This is a genomic window from bacterium (Candidatus Blackallbacteria) CG13_big_fil_rev_8_21_14_2_50_49_14, from assembly GCA_002783405.1.
In the GTDB taxonomy this organism is placed as follows: Bacteria; Cyanobacteriota; Sericytochromatia; order UBA7694; family UBA7694.
The window spans coordinates 1-17,394 of the sequence record PFGG01000039.1; the positions used below are offsets into that span (position 1 = coordinate 1).

The window sequence follows — 17,394 nt, forward strand, 5'->3', positions numbered from 1 at the left end:
ATAATTTCCATTGGGCGTTCTCCAATAGTTTAGTCACTTTACAGAGTACGCCCACTTCTTTGGAACTTCAAAATCTCCGAAACTACAGTTCACCGATACGGAGAGTTGAGGTAAAAGTGGGAATGATGAGAGACAGTATTGAAAAATTTGGTCATAATAGAAAGGTTCAAGAACAAATTTTAGAGTTTTGGATGTTTGTAGAACAAGCAGGTCTGAAATCCAATTATGATAATACTTTACGGCTTGAAAATATTGCAGTGATGCGAAAATGGTCAGTATGACTCAAATATTAGTTCATGAAGAAGAAGCCATTTCTCTGTCCAGCTTGCCTTGCAACACCGTCACCCACTTGACTGGCGCAAGTGGTGATGAATGAAAATGGAAAAAAAGAAATTATTGGTTCTAGATTTAGATGAAACGCTTATTTATTCCAGTGAGTCAAAACTAAATAGAGAACAAGATTTTTTTGCTGCTGATTATTATGTCTATAAAAGACCTTATCTTGACGATTTTTTAGAGTACTGTAGACAAAATTTTTTTATTTCTATTTGGACTTCAGCAGATGCATTTTATGCAAAAGATATAATTAAATCAATATTTAAAGAAGACGATCACTTTGAGTTTATTTGGACAAGAGAGAAATGTACAAATTACTTTGATCAAGAATTTCTAGAGTATATTCCTGTTAAAAATTTTAAGAAAATTAAAAACAAAGGTTATGATTTAAACCATGTAATATGTCTGGATGATTCACCAGAAAAACATATTAAAAATTATGGCAATCTAGTTAGAGTAAAGCCTTATTTTGGTGAAGTTGAAGATAATGAGTTATTATTTTTAATTGAATATCTAAAAAAATTACAGTTTGAAATAAATATTCGTATTGTAGAAAAAAGAGGCTGGAGAAATTTCATATCAAATCATGCTTGATCAAAGATTTTCGAATATACAAATTTCAAAATTGTATTTAAATCAGCCCCGCAACGATGCTCCTCAACCTGTCTTGCTGCGTAGCGCAAGTTAATGGCGGGCCGTTTTCCTCGACCTAAGGCCAGCAAAGAATCCCTGCTCAGCAGACTGTGCTGCCGAGTTCATAGCAATCACTTATGCAAACTCAAGTCTAGAACTCTAACGTGTAGGCAATTCGGTTCCTTGGTTCATAATCTCTATATAACGAGTGTAACTGAATAAACGATTTCGCTTTTGAGCGGTTAATTCGCTGACGATGCTCAAATTCCCTAGATGTCCCAGGCCCTTATTCACAGTAGCAGGAGACAGGCCTGTCTTCTCGCAGAGCTTCGCTACAGTCGAAAGAGGCGTTTCAAGTAATACTCGATGAATCGCTTGGCAAGATGGAGCTGCTCTGCCGAGTGTATTGATCTTGTCCCTGGATTCGTTAGCCAGTGCCAATAGCTCTTCAGCAGTCGTGACGGCTTGGTTTGCCGTCATGACGACAGCTTCAGCGAAAAAGTCCAGCCAGGCTTCCCAATCGCCTGTCATGCGGACACGGGTCAGCAGTTCATAGTAGTATTGGCGATGTGTTTTAAAAAAAAGACTCAGATATAGCAATGGCTCCCTTAGAACGCCTTGCTCGCAAAGTAGTAGCGTAATGAGCAAGCGCCCCAATCGACCGTTGCCATCTAGAAATGGATGTATGGTTTCAAACTGGACATGTGCCAAAGCGGCTTTGAGCAAAATCGGAGTGGGTTCAGGTTGGTCATGAAGAAAGCTTTCCAGATGTCCCATGCATTCCATAACCAGATCTGCTGGAGGCGGAACGAATGCCGCATTGCCAGGACGCGTTCCCCCAATCCAGTTTTGGCTTCTGCGAAACTCACCCGGCGATTGTCGGCTACCACGCCCTTGGCTCAGTAGCACTTCATGAATTTCACGGATCAGGCGTAGCGAGAGCGGAAAGCCCTCTTTCAGCCTCTTGAGCCCATACATTAAGGCTGCAACATAGTTACTCACTTCCTCAACGTCATCGAGCGGAACACCAGGAACCTCATCCAACTCGAAGAGTAGCAAATCTGAGAGGGAGGATTGAGTACCTTCGATCATGGAAGAGAGTACAGCTTCCTTGCGCACATACATGTATAGGAAAAGGACCGTATCCGGGAGCAGTCTGGTAACGCTGTCCAGACGGCCTAAAGCCAACAAAGCCTGATCAAAACGATTGCGAAGCTCTGGAGTCCATTCGATAGGCGGTTGTGGGGGTAAAGCAGCAGGAACATACGCCTTGGCCTTTTCTCCAACCGTTGAAATCGTGACGTAGTACCCTTGAATCTCGCGTAGCATAGACAGAATCGATCCTAAAATAATCTTAAATCTTATTTTATCATATTGTGTTATCCTAAAATAAGATTGAGCCAAATTTTAGTTTGAGCTTATAGCATAAATTTGATTCTCGAAATTAAGAACTGCTAGCAGAGCCTGAAGTGTGATACTTAGAAGGCTCTTACTTGCTGCCGTATCGTACCGACAGAGCGGCACAGTTTGATTATTTTACACAATGAGGAAAACCAAGATGGTTGAAGGAAGCTGCCTTTGTGGCAACATCAAGTATCAGCTAGAAATAAATCCTGAACAAATATTTAACTGTCACTGTAAATTTTGTAGAATGTAGGTTTTAGATATGAAATCAAATATTTCTGGGGGATTAGTACATGAATTGCCTGCTGATTTGGCCAAGTCATTAACTGAAAAAGACGTACTGAGTATTTGGGAAACCTTGTCGCCAATTGGCCGTAACGAATTCATTTGCTGGGTTGAGGATGCCAAACAAGAAAAGACAAGATTAAGACGTATTATTCGAACAATAGAAGAGCTGCAGGAAGGAAAGAAACGACCTTGCTGTTGGGCAGGATGCATACATCGTACTGACAAGAAACCCAGTAATTGGCAGCAAGATGTTTTGATCGCTAAAAAAACGAATAAGTCCGATACAAAGTAAAATCAAGCCTATCACCAGACTGTGCAAATTGAATTGGAATATTATATACAATGTAGACTCCTGGTAGATAGAAAGGAAAAGTATTGAATACCCTCAGCCTATTAGGTAGCGGTTGGCTTGGTTTTCCATTAGCACTGAATTTCATAAAAGCGGGTTATAGAGTCAACGTTTCAACGACTTCAGAAGATCGAATTGCGAACTTAAAATCTATCGGTGCCAATCCATTCATCGTAAATATAGACTCATTAACAAACAACGTTCAACACTTTTTTCAATCAAAGATCCTGATTGTAAATATACCGTCAAAAAGCATTGAAAATTTTCGCAATCTTGTAAACAGGATTGAAGGTTCCGATATCCAGAAAGTATTGTTTGTAAGTTCTATATCTGTATATGAAAACAAGAAAAGGTCTATTACAGAGTCAGATACTGAATATTTTACGGAAACCCCTTTGCTGGAGATAGAGAAATTATTCCAACATAACCGTAAATTTCAAACTACAATCGTAAGATTTGGAGGATTAATCGGTTACAGTAGACACCCAGGACATTTTATTAATTTAAAAAAAGTCGTTCAAAATCCTGATTCACCGGTTAATCTGATTCACCAAGATGACTGTATTGGTATTATCAAGCAAATAGTTGAGCAGCAAGTTTGGGGAGAAATTTTTAATTGTTGTGCAGACACGCACCCAACTAAAAAAGAGTTTTATATGCGTGCAGTGAATCTGATGGGCGGCAGTCCACCGGAGTTTGGAGAAACTGATGCCAGGTTTGGAAAGATCATCAAAAATAATAAAGTAAAGCAGTTGTTAAACTACAAGTTTAAACACCCTGATTTAATGAAAATAGATTTCAATGAGAGCATATAACCATGGGTTCGAGCTGAACGGGCTTGTTGGTGAAGCTTGCTCAACCCTACAACCCTGGACAGTAACGCGTTAAAGGATTTCTTGCATGAATCTGTCCACACTCATACGCAAACCGATTTTGCTGCTCGGTACGAGCACATTGCTCACCCATAGGCTCCTGCCTGCTTCGGCCTGCTGCTTGTCCTTGCAGTCCTCGTCAGCGGGATTTTCCAGAGCTGGGCCACCGCCGCCGATTCCAAAACCCACCCCGCCCCAGGAAAAATGTATCATGTGGATGGGCTGGCCTATCATCTCTACTGCTTGGGGCAGGTCACACCCACTTATCACCCACTTATCTGGAGTCAAGAATGTCTCAGCCCCGCTATTTCATGCAAGAAGCCCTCAAAATGGCCCCTCAAGGCCTTGAACGAGGTGAATTACCGATTGGCGCTGTGGTTGTCTTTCAAGGGCAGATAATCGCCGCAGCCCATACCCAAGAATATGCTCAGGGGCGTCTGCTGGTGCATGCTGAATTGCTGGCCCTCGAAATAGCAGATAAAATCAAGCCACTTATGCCCTTGAAATGCCCAGTGATGGTGCCGTGGCTTTGGTGCAAAACTGGCAGCGCCCAGAGGCCGACTTTCCCAATTATCACCTGCCCCAAATAAACGGGGGGCTCTTGCGGGAGGAGAGCTTGAACCTGTTTCGGCAATATGTATCACGCCACCACTCAGGCGCTCTCTGGGAATGGGCCACAAACATTATTCAGAAAGCAGCAAAATGACAATACCCCATGGCGTTGTTGCATGAATACTGAGATAAAAAAGCCCCCGAGAAGGCCAAAAAGCTGGTAATCTCAGGGTATAAAAAAACATTAATGCCCCAAAACCGAAAAATTGGGTCACTGGCCTGGGTATAGCAAATCTTTAAATCAAAGGGGAAGTGTCACATTCTGGTTTTCAAAAGAAGTCCAAGAAAATTGGCTGACAAACGTCATGGTACTTTACAAATTACCCTTGAGGGGAACAGAAGGATTGAGTCCGCTCACTCTTTGTTTTAGCAGAGATTAAATTAGAAGTCCCTGAATACAATAACTTTTTTAATTTCAAGTGGAAACTCCGTCTCTTACGATTCAGTTCAGTCAATGCTTTTGGCCCAGGCACTTCTAAAAAACCTTTCATTAGGCGTTCAAAATACTTAAAGGCAGAACACGCAAAGTTTCCGACAAACTGATTCAAAAATTCGGGTATACTTTCCACTGGGAGTTCTCTAAAGTGACGAACCCTTTAGAGAGTACGTCCTTCTTTTGAATTTAAAAATCTCCGAAACTACAGGTGGATCCTTCGGGTAAGACATAGAGCTAATGTGGAGGATTGTATGGAGAATAATAATAGCAGAAGAGAAAATGACGCTCAACATGTGCCTTTTGTTGATTGGTTAAAAATAACCTTTGTATATTGTTTAGTTCCAGTTGCGCTCTTTATAAGTGCTGGAGATTTTCAATGGGTTAATGCCTGGATATTTTCTATTGCAATAGTAATAGCAGGTGTTGGTGGTAGAATTTGGGCAGAAAAAAAACATCCAGGAATAGTAGAAGAACGTTTATCGTCAATCAAAATAGATAAATCGAATATAAAAGTATGGGATAAAATACTTGCTCCACTAATGGCTTTTAGTATTGGATTCCCTTTGCCAATAATTGCCGGTCTTGATCATCGGTTTATGTGGTCGCCCATCTTCTCATTTTGGCTATCGCTAATGGGTTTCATATTTATAATCTCTGGTTATTTATTTGCAGTATGGGCTTTAGCTGAGAATAAGTTTTTTTCTACTGTTGTGCGAATTCAATCAGAGAGAGGACACTCTGTCTGCGATTCTGGTCCATATAGAATGGTTCGTCATCCAGGTTATGCTGGTAATGTTTTCGCATTATTTGGAATTGTATTATTTTTAAATTCCATATGGGCTCTTATTCCAACATTATTCGCTTTAATGATAACGATTATGAGAACAGAAAAAGAAGATCAAACATTGAAAGAAGAACTACCTGGTTATGCTGATTATGCACAACGTGTACATTATAAATTATTCATTGGTATTTATTAATCAGGAACTACAGATTAAGCAAAGGTCGCTCTGACATCGCGCGTTATGTTGACTAAATTCCCGTCCTCACTTGCAGATCAACAAGCCGCGTACCAGACATCATCTAGAGAGGTAACAACGCCATGCGAATTTCATCATTCGTTGTTTTGTCCCTGAGCATCGGGGTGCTGGCAAGCGCGTGTGCAAGCACGCGCGTCACATTCACCCCTGATGAGCCACCAGCCTACTTATGTCGGGCAAAGAGCGAAAACAGCGCGATTCTCGTCCTGTGGGCCACACAGTGGCGTCCAGACCAAAAGGATATCCCTCTGCGCGAGGTCGCTGCAGAGCAAGGCATTACTCACTTCTTCAATACCTCAGGCTGTTATGCTCAAGCAGAAATACGAAAAACTTCAGCTGAAGAATTAAGCTCAAAAGAAAAGCTTGAACGGCTCATAAACAGTGCAAACAGCAAGCCTGACCGGGTTCTGATAATTGTAGTTCATGAACTTGGGCCTGTTGTAAAACTATTCTCTTCACTCGCCTTTATTGATGGTGGAACAGAAGTCGTGCTAAGTATAAGCGAGTATGGAGCACAAAGAAGGCATCCATCACAGACCTTTTCTGTGCGCTGGGAAAACGGAGGGCCAGGCATCATCAAGGGAGTAGAGTCTCTGCCAGAAGATATGGAAGCTGCGCTTATTGCAAGCCTGAAACCAAACACACAATGAAGGAAAGTCTCACCCATGCCGACCTTCGCAAGAAACAGAAAAACTGGATAAAACAGTGCGCAATATTCTTCGAAAGCATCACGAAACAGATCTACAAACTCGTTTTAGGCTTTCTGAAAGTAAATGGCCAAAATAGTTAGAAAGGAAAGTGAAAAAATGAGTCGAAAAAAAATATTAGGAATAAATGGCAGCGCAAGCATAAATTCAACGAATCGAAATATTTTAAAAAATATATATAAATATCTTAGTATCGAATGTGATTATCAAATCATCGATAATCTTAACACATATCCACATTTTCAAACTGAACTGACAGATTCAAATGTGCCGGAAGATATAGTTAATTTACGCAATGAAATTCTGAACTCTGACGGAATCATTATATCATCGCCAGAATATATATTTAGTATTCCAAGTAGACTAAAAAATATTATTGAATGGTGTGTTTCAACCACCGTATTTTCAGATAAACCCATTTGCATCATTACAGCTTCAGCAAGTGGAGAAAAAGGCCACGAAGAACTAAAATTAATCATGAAAACAGTACAAGCGAAAATTTCTGAAGAATTATGCTTATTAATAAGTGGATCAAAAGGAAAATTTAATCAAAATGGGGATATTATAGATGAAAGTTTAGAAGAAAAGCTTAAAAAGCTTATGATACAATTTGAACAATCCATATGAAATAAGCCTCCTTCGTCAGTGCTTATTCTACAAACTTGTTAGTCAAAAAAGGAAAATCAGATGTTACGTATTCCAGCCGCCCCAAGTTCGATCCAAAAGGGATACCCCTTAAAAAATATTTTGGGTTTAGATGCAGTAGACTGTTTGGCGGGAAATATCTCTTATGTCTATCCAGCTTTTCCTCATGCAGAATTCAAGAAAAGCGCATTAGAGGGACTTGAATCACTGGAATTTATGGAAAGAGGGGGGCATATTGCCAGCGCACTTCAACAATATTTACCCCCAAAATACGAAGAAGCCATTCAAGTAATTCTTGATTCTCTGCCACCTCCAAATATTGCAACAGAGAGGCTTGGTCTCGCAGTCTTATTTTATCTGCCGTACAGTTGCTTTATTTCCAAATATGGCCTTGAAAAGGAATATAACGGAGGAGAGGATCCCTTTGAAATTTCTATGAAAGCTCAGTACGAACTAACAAAACGAAGTACCTCTGAATTTTCAATTCGGCCATTCTTAATAAATGATCAGGAGCGTACGCTATCGCGTTTAAAGGAGTGGGTCTCTGATCCCGATCCTCATGTTCGGCGTCTCTGTTCCGAAGGTTCACGGCCTCGACTTCCCTGGGCACAGCGAATTCCTGCTTTCATTGAAGATCCAACCCCCCTATTACCGATACTGGAAGCGCTTAAAAATGATGAGAGCATCTACGTGCGTCGCAGCGTCGCGAATAGTCTTGGCGATATTGCGAAGGCTCATCCAGATTGGGTCTTTGAACTCTGTGAAAAATGGCTTGGCGATGCAAGCAAGGAAGTAAGGTGGGTCATTCGTCATGCATTGAGATATCCGTGCAAAAAGGGAAACAAGCTTGCCTTGCAGCTTCGGACTCACGCAAAATAAACAGCGCAAAATTCCGAAAGAGAGAAACCAATGAAGTCTCGATTGAAGGAGACAATCCTTTCTAAAGACCTCGTTTCAGGAAAGGGTTGGTCTGTAGGGCTCAGACGCGCGCCAAAACCTGCTTGATAAAATGACTTGCCGGATTATCTGGACTGATTTCAGGATTCCAAATCAGGTAGCTTATGAGATAGTGTTCAAACGGAAGGGAGGACAAGGCCACCAACTTATTTTGACGTAAGCGGTTGAAAACATTGCTCTCGGGCAAATACATGGCGCCTTTGCCCAGCTCGCATAAATGCAATGCCGTGTCTTGATCCGCTTCAGCGACGACGGGTAAATGCCGCAACGCCGATGGCCAATACAGAGCACGATAAGCCGCAAAAACAGGGTTGAGTAAAATCAAGGACCATTCATCCCAGGAGCGGTGTGCCAGTTCAGGTTGAACCACCATCACAAACCGATTGAGATCCACGATTTGAGAGCACAGGTCAGGTGAGTTTGGGGGCATCAAATAAAAAGCACAGTCAAGTTGCCCTTTCAATAATTGAGACTCTGCTACCTGAAGCGAGAGTTCCTGCTGGTATTCAAAACAAACAGGCAGATTGGCACGTATAAATTGTTTCATGACCAGAAATGTCGGTAAACGGGGAATGATGGGAGCTGCAATGCGGATCTTTTGTTCTGAAAACGGCAAAGAATGGCCTTGAAAATGATCTTCAATATTTTGGAGTTCGCTTAATAAGGCCCTCGCTTTGTCTACGAATTGATGACCCGCAAGGGTCAGTTCTTGCCTGCGTCCGCTGCGCTGAAAAAGTGGATAGCCAAGTTTTTTTTCAAGTTGTTTGATACGTTTACTCAGTGCCTGCTGCGTGATATATAGCTTATCCGCAGCCTCACTAAAATGCAGACTTTCTGCCAGCGTCAAAAAATAAAAAAGGGATTCAAAGCTAAACTCACTCATCGTGCCAACTCAGTTTCTATATAATGCACCAATAAGCTACGGGTACGTTGAACGAGGGGGGAAATTTCTCGATCAGCGCGCCAGATCAAATAAGGGATCAGGGCTGCCTCTTGGGGAGGACTTGCAAGCATCGCCATTTGCTGCAATTTAAAAAACTCAGAAACCAGGCACAGAGGCAACCAGGCGGCAGCCAAGCCACTGCTCGCCAGGTCTAAAATGCCGCTAAAACTTTCAACTCGCAATACTATCCGTCGGGGGAATTTCAGATCATCCCAGGGGCCGTGCAGACTCCCAGCTTGACTGTGTGTGCTGGCAACATAATTTAATTCATGCCAGGGCCTGATTGCCTGTGGCAAACCCGCAATGACATAGGGGGTGGCACTGCCCGCATGCCAAGCCAACAGGGGATCTTGCGGTTGACGGCAGCTTAAGCCAAGCGTCAAGCCCCCCTTTAAAATGCGTTGTTCGAGATCTTGCGCCTGACTACAGCGATGAATACGGGGGTAGAGATCCGGAAATTCTGAATCAAGTTTTTCCAACAATTTCGGGAGAACTTCAATCGGCCATGCGCTACACCAACCCAAGGCAAGCTCTTGTGAAAAGGTCAGAGCCGAATCTGAAGGCAAGCCCTTCAAATTTTGCATCTGTACATTGATTGGGCTCAATAATCTCAGCAAGGCAATGCCTTCTGTCATTAAGACCACATCGTCACGATCCGTATAAATAAATAAGCGGGTCGCCAGTTTATTTTCAAGGGCCAGTAAATTTCGAAGCAATGAACGCGGGGTGAGATGCAGCCGTTCAGCCGCTTGCGAAAGATGAAGCGTTTGACTCACTTCGAGGAAGCAGATCAACCATTTTCTTTTGATGCCTGGAAAATTAAGCCTATTCAACTGACAGATTCCTCATACAAGCGGCAGATAAATGCCCCTGATAACCCTCTGGCTCAGCAACTGAGCGCTCCCAAGTAAACGCAAATAGAAAATCCTTCTACAAGGGTTTCTCTGAAGAAGAATTCAACGCTGTTTCAGACATTGTATAGCATTGATCGTCTGAACGGAAAAGCGCATTCAAACCCAAAGGAAAAGGAGCAGGCAGCCATTCATCATGGCCAGAGGATGTTTTTTTAGGTGAAAATCCGTGCCTTATTGTCGTTGGGCAACAGCAGCACCGGCCCAGGCTCCGCCGACTCCTGCTCCAGCGCCTAAGGCTCCCCAGGTAACGGCAGAGCGGAGTCCGCCCCCCATCGCCCCCAGTAATAAACCCACGCCGCCGCCCACCACAGAGCCATATAAAGCAGCCTTTTTTTGATCCAGGGTTTGATTGGCCACAACAGCCCCAATGGTAGCGCCAGCGATGGCGCCAAGTCCGCCCCCCATCAAAAAGGCCAAGGATTTATTGTCATCCACATTGCCCGTCACAAATTCAAGGATTTCTGCTGCTGCCTGCGCCGATAAGCCTGCAGCAACTCCACCCACCACAAATCCTGCGCCCGCTCCTTTGAGAGTCGGTAAGATTCCTTTTTGGATTTTAATCTGATCCCCACTTAAAAGTGCAGTTTCGGCAGCAAGGTTATGTGGTTTTGGTGCCTGAGATGCTTTGGCAACAGGCGCAGAAGGCAATGCAGAAACAGAGGTGCTGGGCTGAGGTGTCGTTGAAATAATCATGGCTTTGAGATCTACCTTTGGAAAGAGTGATAAAGAAAAAAACAAAATCAAATAGATGCGTTTAAAGTATCAAAAATCAAACTTTCGTGTCCAACAACTTTTCTAATCCAAAAGCAGGTCAAGAAAGTTGTCTATCCAAATTATCTGACAGTGAGATCAGCCCCAAACTCTCCTGCGCCCCAGAAATCGAGATGCCAAATTTGAGTATCGAGCGAAGCGCTGTGGAAAGCGGCAAGTATCTTCATTTCCTCTGCTCGGGAAGCACAGACGGGAGGGGGTTTCAGGCCTACCGCAATCCAGTCCCAGGGTCTGTTCAAGCACAGGCAGGAGCTTTTCGCTCTGAGGAGGCCAGGACGAGAGATTGAGCATTGAATCGAAACGTAAGATCGGACAAAGACGCACTTACCAGCTTCTTAACCGAGACTCAGGTCTTGATTGAACGGTTCTGTAGACATTACAATGAGCAAAGGCCACATGCCAGTATGGATTATTTAACACCTTTGAAATATGCTGAGAAATGCAAGAATTCACAGGGCTTTCACCACAATGAACAGGGCCTGATCGGGCATGCGATCGGCAGCGCATCTTTTACAAACTCGTTAGCCGTATTTGCGCAAGATTTCTTTGTGAAAATTATACTTGGCCAGCGGTTTTGCTCTTGCAGAGGCCAAAGTCTGATTGTTACTTATACGTCAGAAATATTAACCGAGGTTATATACCATGTCTATGCTTAACTATCTGCCAGCGTCATCATCGGTGTTCGTCACAGGTGGTTCGGGCTTTCTAGGTCGTCAATTGATTCAAGATTTAGTCACAAAAGGTTTTCAGGTCAAAGCCCTGGCCCGTTCCGACAAGGCTGCGGCAACAGTTAAAAGTCTGGGAGCAATGCCCGTGAGGGGTGATCTGGATGATATCGCCGCGATGGCGGCAGGCATGGCAGGTTGTGCAGCGGTGATTCATTCCGCCGCCAAGGTCGAGCAGTGGGGCAAGTGGGAAGATTTTGAACACATGACGGTACAGGGCAGCAAAAATGTCATTGCGGCGACCCGTCAGGCGGGCATCAAACGGCTGGTGCATATCAGCACCGAAGCGGTCTTGGCTGGTGGTTCGGCCATCATCAATGCCGATGAAAACACGCCATTACCGAGCAAGCCCAATGGTATGTATCCCTTATCGAAGAAACTGGCAGAGCAGGCGGTATTGGCAGCTAACAGTGGCGATCTGGCGGCAATTATCGTGCGACCCCGCTTTATCTGGGGTAAAGGCGACACTACCTTATTGCCCAAATTGGCTGAAGCGGCGCGTACTGGCAGCTGGTTGTGGTTTGACGGCGGCAAGCATCAAATGTCGACGTGTCATGTCAGGAATGTGTCGCAGGGTGTCATTCTGGCAGCCTGTCATGGTCGCGGTGGGCAGATCTATTTTCTCACCGATGGTGATCAGGTCAATTTTCGCAACTTTGTCACGGCTCTGATACGTACCCAGGGCGTAGAGCCAGGTAATAAAGTAGCACCAATCTGGCTGGCTGATGCGATTGCAGCCACCAGCGAAATGGTATGGAAAATTTTGGGGCTAAAAGGCGAGCCGCCGATCACCAAAACAGCCGTAAACCTGTTTTTTAAAGAAGTGACGATCAATGACAGCAAAGCCCGCAATGAGCTGGGGTATGTGCCGGTGATCAGTGTGGAGGCGGGGCTGGCGGAGTTGAAAGTCTAGACACGGGTTCATCCGCTTTTGGCGTTTAATTTGTTACAATGCCCACATGAAACAAGCGAAACGCACCGTTGCACATTTACCCTGGCCCAGCAATCTAACGCTTCAGGAAAAATCGGATAGTCCAGAGTTTCACCTCTGGTATACCCCCAAAGCCATGAGAACGGGATGAGCCACGAGTCAAAAGCGCTTGACCGCTTTGAATTAATTGCCCCCTGCGGTCTGGATTGCAAACTTTGCCAGCGTTTTAAAAGAGAGAAAAATCCTTGTCCTGGATGCCGCGGTGATGATGCTGAAAAACTCCCCTCTTGCCTGAGTTGCCACATTAAAAATTGTGAGCACATTCGAAGTGGAGAAGTTAAATTTTGTCACGAATGTTCGTTTTACCCTTGCAAAGACATCCTCAGTCTCGACAAACGTTACAAGGCATCATATGGCATTAGTGTGCTCGAAAATCTCAATGAAATTCGAAAAGATGGGTTAAATCGCTTTGTACAGCAACAAGAGCAAAGGTGGTCTTGTCCCAATTGCGGAGAAGTCCTTTGCATGCACGAATCCAATTGCTTAAATTGCGGAGAGACTTGGCGTAATAAAAAGTAATACGCAGTAAAGAAAGATATGAGAATTTCAGCGACAAGCAAATCGTCAATAAACTGCGTTGAGCAGAAAAACGTCAAGCTGAAGGTCAATCAATTGCTGTCATCATCAAGCATTTGGGAGTCACTCAGCAGACTTATTTGTAAGCCAAACTATGCGGAGAAAGTCGCTTGAAAGCGTCTATTTTAATTAAAAAAATAGGCCCGGATGATTTTAAAGTATTTTATATCCCTGAGGCACCCATAGAGTGAAGTGCTAATTTGGCGATCCCCATACCAGCCAACATCCCAAAACAAAAACCTGTTCCGGCAGCTGCATAATTGCCCAATTTGGCTTCTTCTCTCTCCAATTTATAGGCCCCAGAAATGGCTGCACCCGTTGTCATTACCAGGGCACTGGTGCCCATAAAAACAGCCAGTTTAGAATTGGGTTTTACCCCCATGGTCGCCCCCAGGGCCAATCCTCCCACAAAGCCTGCGCCAGCTGTAAGGCCTTGAATTCCCAATTCAGCTTTTGAACCGTCAATCACATGGGGGGAATCAAGAAACAGGGGGGAATTGGACTCCCGTTCAGGAATAGCAACACGACCTGAGAGCTTGATATGATCTGCGCTAACATGCAATTGCCCTTTGACAGGAACCTGGTCTAAGAGCTTTTGAGTTTGTTTATCTATCGCATCATGCCAGTGTTTGACGGTTTTTTCAGCTCCTTTGACATCAATACCGTTATGTTCAGCCTCCTGACGGAGCGCTTTGAGATGTTTGGCTGCTGCGCTATCAATCTCATGGGCCAGTTTATGGGCTTCTGTTTGAATTTGTTTAAATGCTTTGCTCTCCGGCAATTTGACCTGGGGCAAACTCAGATTTAAATTCACGCGTATTTCTGACATCTCTGATTCTCCACTTCACTCGTTCAAGAAAACATTTTCTCAAGGGGATACACTCAATCCCAGGCCTGAATGATCTGATTCTATCTCAAAATTCGCAGAAAAAGATTATATTTTAATTAATTGAAATACAAGAAATGCTTAAAATTCAAATCAATCCGGTTATCCTATTTGCTGTTTAGAACAGATTTGGCACTTTCAGTCTGAAGCACTGGAGATCCCCCCCCTACTTGCATGTATGTTTTGTGTATGCTAAAGTTTATTTCGAACTTGAATCCAATCTAAAACAATGCAGGTAATGATCATGAAAAAGTTTTTAGCGATTTATCTTGGAACGCCTACTGGCGCCAAAATGGAACAGTGGAACGCCCTGGAACCTGAAGAGCGCAAGGCAAAAGAAAAGGCTGGCATGGAAGGCTGGTTTGCATTTATGCAAGCGCATGAAAAGACCTTTGCAGACCCTGGCTCCCCGATTGGTAAAACCAAAGTTGTCAATGAAACGGGCATAGCAGACACCCACAACGCAATTTCAGGCTATACCATTCTTTACGCCGAATCCCACGAGGCTGCAGCGGCTCTTTTTGAAAATCACCCTCATTTTTCGATTTTCCCGGGTGAGTCCGTTGAAATCATGGAAATTCTGCCCATGCCACAGATGTAAGAAATTCTCTTCCTGCAATCGGTCTGTTGAGGAAAGAACAAAAAAGCGAATCCAACGCCGTTTCGAGGTCAGAGCAAGCGTTTCAATTCAGCGCAAAAGAATGCCACGGGTTCCAGAGCTGAGGAGAGACTGAATTCGAGACCTTACAGACCCCATCATGCGCGTTGCTGCTTTAAAGCCCTGGGGAAGATTGCCCCAGGGCTTCGGCAATGCTATGCAGCCAACCATCCTGTTGGCTCTCGAAACTTAACCCAAAATCTGATCTAAGAGCGAGTCGTGGGGATAGTTCGTAGCAGTTTTTAAGATCTGCGCTGTTTCTTGCTTGCTCAGGACGACAGGTATATTTTTGTAAAAATTGCCGACCATTTGGATCTCTGAAACCCCTGTAGGTCTCAGATACATTCTCAAAAAACCAATCACTGAGTTGGCACGGCCTTTTGAGAACTCAACAGTCAGTACATTTTTTTTGTCAAAGACATCGGCCTTTTGAAGCGTAATTTCATCAAGGCACATGAAACCTGCGCGCCTCGCGAACCGAATCCCGAATGCGCGGGTCAGGGTGATTCAAATAGGGTGTCAACATTTCCTGGGTGATATAACGTGTTTTCAGGGCTTCAAACAGGTTTAAACCCAATTCTGACCCGCTTGCAGTTGAAGCTTCGGACTGAAGAATACATTCTGCAAGCCACTGTTCAGGCCCCTGTAAATAAGCTATAGCGCGCTTGACAGTAGACCTCTCCTGCGGCCCAAGTTCTGGTAGCAAGGCTTCCAGTCGGGGAATCTCTTTGGCCGATCCCCATTTTTTCACCAGTTCAACCACCAGCATCAGCTCGTTTCGGTTTTCAAGTTGAAGCAGGGGCAGGACTTTTGGGAGCAGTTCTGGTCGATGCAGAGAACCTGCAGCGTAAAGCGCTGAAAAACGCAAGGATTCATCAGGACTGTCGAGAAAACTGAGCAGGCGTTCCTTCAGCTGAGAATCCTCTGAATTGGAGAGACCAGAGACAACCTCACGCCGCACGGCAAGCTCGGGATCATCCAACAGACGAACAGCTTGTGCGATCAGGCCAGGATCTTCGCTGTACAGCATGGCTTTTGCCACAGCCCCGCGAATAAGCGGATCAGCATCTTCGAGCAAAAAGCTGAGCTGAAAAATCACATCCCCTTGATGTGCCGTTCCAAGGATCGGGATCAAGGCCTGTGTCATCGCACGTCGCAGCTCAGGCCTGCTTTCTTGTTTTAATCGGGCAAGCAGTACCGATTGCTCTCCAAGCAAAGGATACACCCTGATGAGTTCTGTGATGAGTTCGGGACGACCGTCTTGTTCGAGAAGCACTTTCAGGTACAGGAGATCTTCACGCTCCCCCATATGCAACCAACGTCGAATCACCTGTCGCGCAGTTTCAGAACTGCCTTGTTTCAGAAGTCGGCGATACAATCCGCGTGCCTGAACAGGTTGTTTCAACCAAACCCGGCTATCAGCCAAGAGGAGCTGAAGCGCTTCGCGTTTGGCAGGATCTTTTAGCTTTGAAATCGACTGCTCACTTTGGTCTAAACCCAGAGAATCCTGTTCCAGCAACGCTACACGTCTGCTCAGCTCTGCTTCCAGAGCCGGCTGATCCAGGACCTTTGAGAGCCACTTCGCCCGGCGCAGATGGTTTCGATATCTCAAGTTTGCCTGTTGGTCGGATAACGTACTCCCGTTCTCCCCTTGGAAAGATTCAAACTGGGGATAAGCAGCCCAAACTTCGGCCTGACTTTCTGCCCAGACCAGGCCCATCAGGCACAAAATAACAAGAAAAATCTGACGTTTCATTGATTCAAACCCGGCTCAAAGATAGCCCTTGCTTTTTTCGTATTTTAAAATCAGGTTCAGATTGTACAATTCAATCGAATTCAACATGCCATCGTGGTATTTGGGAGTGGGATGGTACCAGGGCCAGGTTAAAAAATAGCGGTTCAAGGCTTTGGATTGAAAGATGCGCCCATGCCGTGCATAAATCGCATTGCGGGTTAAGACCAGTTCCCAGGGGGTAAAGCTGATTAACTCCTCACTTGTGAGACGGTATTTGGATGTATTAAAGGCCATGCCCAAACTGGGCACCAGACGCTCAGCAATAGCTTGGGGAACCCCATTCTGAATGCTGTCCTGAATGCCCATCGCACCGCCGCCCCCATAAATATGTTTCCATTGTGCCCCAGAATACTTGAGCACACTCATGCCTCCCGCTTCGCCCCCACTCCAGGAAACCCAGGCCCAGTCTCCTAGCACTCTAACGGCATCTAAATGACAGTCTTTTCCAATCTGACCAAAAACCTGGGGGCTACAAATGACTTTCTGCAATGCGGGCTGGTGTTGATGCGCCAGTTTGGCTTCGCCACTGTATTCAATACCGGCCCAAACAGGCAAGGCGCAAAGGCTGAGTAAAGCAGCAAAAACCCCAAAATTCATGCGGTTCATAGACGCCCACCTTTTCAAATCCTGTCGAAGATTTGAGCAGTTTACTCTTCCGCTTTTAGAACATCAAGCCCCCCCAAAAATGCAGATATCCGCTTTAAAACCACTCCTCAGTGACAGGTTACAGCGATATGAAAGCGCAGGTATTGCGTTCAAAACCTTAGCAAACTCAGACCGGGCAGCCAATTTTTATCACCTGGGCATGGGCAAGTTTTCTTAAAACCGGGCTAAAATGAAAGTAGCAAACCAGATC

Annotated in this window: 23 protein-coding genes; 14 read left to right on the forward strand and 9 right to left on the reverse strand. The window is 44.6% G+C overall.

Going from position 1 to position 17,394, the window contains the following annotated elements:
• The coding region (locus COW20_08690; GenBank protein ID PIW48571.1) for a hypothetical protein at positions 1 to 281 on the forward strand (281 nt) is incomplete at its 5' end.
• A 97-nt stretch (positions 282 to 378) separates the two neighbouring features.
• The gene (locus COW20_08695; GenBank protein PIW48624.1) at positions 379 to 930 is read left to right on the forward strand and encodes an NLI interacting domain protein; all 552 of its coding nucleotides are present in this window, start codon (positions 379 to 381) and stop codon (positions 928 to 930) included.
• Between the two features lie 198 nt (positions 931 to 1,128).
• On the opposite strand, the gene COW20_08700 is transcribed toward COW20_08695, so the two are convergent.
• Entirely contained in the window at positions 1,129 to 2,298 is a 1,170-nt protein-coding gene (locus COW20_08700) for a cell filamentation protein Fic (protein ID PIW48572.1), read from the reverse strand.
• A 337-nt stretch (positions 2,299 to 2,635) separates the two neighbouring features.
• Here COW20_08700 and COW20_08705 point away from each other — a divergent pair, with 337 nt between their 5' ends.
• Together COW20_08705 and COW20_08710 are read left to right on the forward strand one after the other, a co-directional pair.
• Positions 2,636 to 2,953 carry a hypothetical protein gene (locus tag COW20_08705; protein ID PIW48573.1) on the forward strand — a complete coding sequence of 106 codons (318 nt, stop codon included), beginning with the start codon at positions 2,636 to 2,638 and terminating at the stop codon, positions 2,951 to 2,953.
• A gap of 83 nt (positions 2,954 to 3,036) precedes the next feature.
• Complete coding sequence (locus COW20_08710; protein PIW48574.1) at positions 3,037 to 3,825, forward strand: NAD(P)-dependent oxidoreductase; 789 nt, start codon at positions 3,037 to 3,039, stop codon at positions 3,823 to 3,825.
• A 69-nt stretch (positions 3,826 to 3,894) separates the two neighbouring features.
• Here COW20_08710 and COW20_08715 read toward each other — a convergent pair whose 3' ends face one another.
• Positions 3,895 to 4,170 carry a hypothetical protein gene (locus COW20_08715; protein PIW48575.1) on the reverse strand — a complete coding sequence of 92 codons (276 nt, stop codon included), beginning with the start codon at positions 4,168 to 4,170 and terminating at the stop codon, positions 3,895 to 3,897.
• A 2-nt stretch (positions 4,171 to 4,172) separates the two neighbouring features.
• Here COW20_08715 and COW20_08720 point away from each other — a divergent pair, with 2 nt between their 5' ends.
• The 5 genes from COW20_08720 (at position 4,173) to COW20_08740 (ending at position 8,201) form a co-directional block, all read left to right on the forward strand.
• The gene (locus COW20_08720) at positions 4,173 to 4,472 is read left to right on the forward strand and encodes a hypothetical protein (protein ID PIW48576.1); all 300 of its coding nucleotides are present in this window, start codon (positions 4,173 to 4,175) and stop codon (positions 4,470 to 4,472) included.
• 709 nt (positions 4,473 to 5,181) lie between these two features.
• Positions 5,182 to 5,910, forward strand: a complete 729-nt coding sequence (locus tag COW20_08725) for an isoprenylcysteine carboxyl methyltransferase (protein ID PIW48577.1) — start codon at positions 5,182 to 5,184, stop codon at positions 5,908 to 5,910.
• Positions 5,911 to 6,032: 122 nt separating this feature from the next.
• Positions 6,033 to 6,620: a hypothetical protein gene (locus COW20_08730; GenBank protein ID PIW48578.1), complete on the forward strand. Its 588-nt coding sequence runs from the start codon at positions 6,033 to 6,035 to the stop codon at positions 6,618 to 6,620.
• Positions 6,621 to 6,776: 156 nt separating this feature from the next.
• Entirely contained in the window at positions 6,777 to 7,304 is a 528-nt protein-coding gene (locus COW20_08735) for an FMN reductase (GenBank protein PIW48579.1), read from the forward strand.
• Positions 7,305 to 7,364: 60 nt separating this feature from the next.
• Entirely contained in the window at positions 7,365 to 8,201 is an 837-nt protein-coding gene (locus COW20_08740) for a DNA alkylation repair protein (GenBank protein PIW48580.1), read from the forward strand.
• Positions 8,202 to 8,301: 100 nt separating this feature from the next.
• Here COW20_08740 and COW20_08745 read toward each other — a convergent pair whose 3' ends face one another.
• The 3 genes from COW20_08745 to COW20_08755 all read right to left on the reverse strand — a co-directional run bounded on the left by COW20_08745 (position 8,302) and on the right by COW20_08755 (position 10,829).
• Positions 8,302 to 9,162, reverse strand: a complete 861-nt coding sequence (locus COW20_08745) for a hypothetical protein (protein ID PIW48581.1) — start codon at positions 9,160 to 9,162, stop codon at positions 8,302 to 8,304.
• A complete protein-coding gene (locus COW20_08750; protein ID PIW48582.1) occupies positions 9,159 to 10,055 on the reverse strand; it encodes a hypothetical protein in 897 nt (298 codons plus the stop codon). The genes COW20_08745 and COW20_08750 overlap by 4 nt, the downstream gene beginning before the upstream one ends.
• A 252-nt stretch (positions 10,056 to 10,307) precedes the next feature.
• The gene (locus COW20_08755) at positions 10,308 to 10,829 is read right to left on the reverse strand and encodes a hypothetical protein (protein PIW48583.1); all 522 of its coding nucleotides are present in this window, start codon (positions 10,827 to 10,829) and stop codon (positions 10,308 to 10,310) included.
• 368 nt (positions 10,830 to 11,197) lie between these two features.
• On the opposite strand from COW20_08755, the gene COW20_08760 reads away from it, so the two are divergent.
• The 3 genes from COW20_08760 (at position 11,198) to COW20_08770 (ending at position 13,142) form a co-directional block, all read left to right on the forward strand.
• Entirely contained in the window at positions 11,198 to 11,563 is a 366-nt protein-coding gene (locus COW20_08760; GenBank protein ID PIW48584.1) for a hypothetical protein, read from the forward strand.
• Entirely contained in the window at positions 11,556 to 12,545 is a 990-nt protein-coding gene (locus COW20_08765; GenBank protein ID PIW48585.1) for an NAD-dependent epimerase, read from the forward strand. Before COW20_08760 ends, COW20_08765 begins: the two co-directional genes overlap by 8 nt.
• A 165-nt stretch (positions 12,546 to 12,710) precedes the next feature.
• Positions 12,711 to 13,142, forward strand: coding sequence for a hypothetical protein (locus COW20_08770; GenBank protein ID PIW48586.1), 432 nt, complete (start codon positions 12,711 to 12,713; stop codon positions 13,140 to 13,142).
• Between the two features lie 220 nt (positions 13,143 to 13,362).
• Here the strand turns inward: COW20_08770 and COW20_08775 are convergent, their stop codons facing one another.
• On the reverse strand, positions 13,363 to 14,028 hold the full coding sequence (locus COW20_08775) for a hypothetical protein (protein PIW48587.1): 666 nt from the start codon (positions 14,026 to 14,028) through the stop codon (positions 13,363 to 13,365).
• A 295-nt stretch (positions 14,029 to 14,323) separates the two neighbouring features.
• On the opposite strand from COW20_08775, the gene COW20_08780 reads away from it, so the two are divergent.
• A complete protein-coding gene (locus COW20_08780; GenBank protein ID PIW48625.1) occupies positions 14,324 to 14,686 on the forward strand; it encodes a hypothetical protein in 363 nt (120 codons plus the stop codon).
• Between the two features lie 246 nt (positions 14,687 to 14,932).
• Here the strand turns inward: COW20_08780 and COW20_08785 are convergent, their stop codons facing one another.
• The 3 genes from COW20_08785 to COW20_08795 are packed head-to-tail and all read right to left on the reverse strand — an operon-like array spanning position 14,933 to position 17,144.
• Positions 14,933 to 15,199, reverse strand: a complete 267-nt coding sequence (locus COW20_08785) for a hypothetical protein (GenBank protein PIW48588.1) — start codon at positions 15,197 to 15,199, stop codon at positions 14,933 to 14,935.
• The gene (locus tag COW20_08790) at positions 15,189 to 16,499 is read right to left on the reverse strand and encodes a hypothetical protein (GenBank protein PIW48589.1); all 1,311 of its coding nucleotides are present in this window, start codon (positions 16,497 to 16,499) and stop codon (positions 15,189 to 15,191) included. Before COW20_08790 ends, COW20_08785 begins: the two co-directional genes overlap by 11 nt.
• Before the next feature lie 15 nt (positions 16,500 to 16,514).
• Positions 16,515 to 17,144 (reverse strand): hypothetical protein, encoded by a 630-nt coding sequence (locus tag COW20_08795; protein ID PIW48590.1) that lies wholly within the window; start codon positions 17,142 to 17,144, stop codon positions 16,515 to 16,517.
• Between COW20_08795 and COW20_08800 the strand changes: the two genes are divergently transcribed.
• The gene (locus COW20_08800; GenBank protein PIW48591.1) at positions 17,134 to 17,361 is read left to right on the forward strand and encodes a hypothetical protein; all 228 of its coding nucleotides are present in this window, start codon (positions 17,134 to 17,136) and stop codon (positions 17,359 to 17,361) included. The two genes, COW20_08795 and COW20_08800, sit on opposite strands and share 11 nt — an antisense overlap.
• Positions 17,362 to 17,394 lie beyond the last annotated feature (33 nt).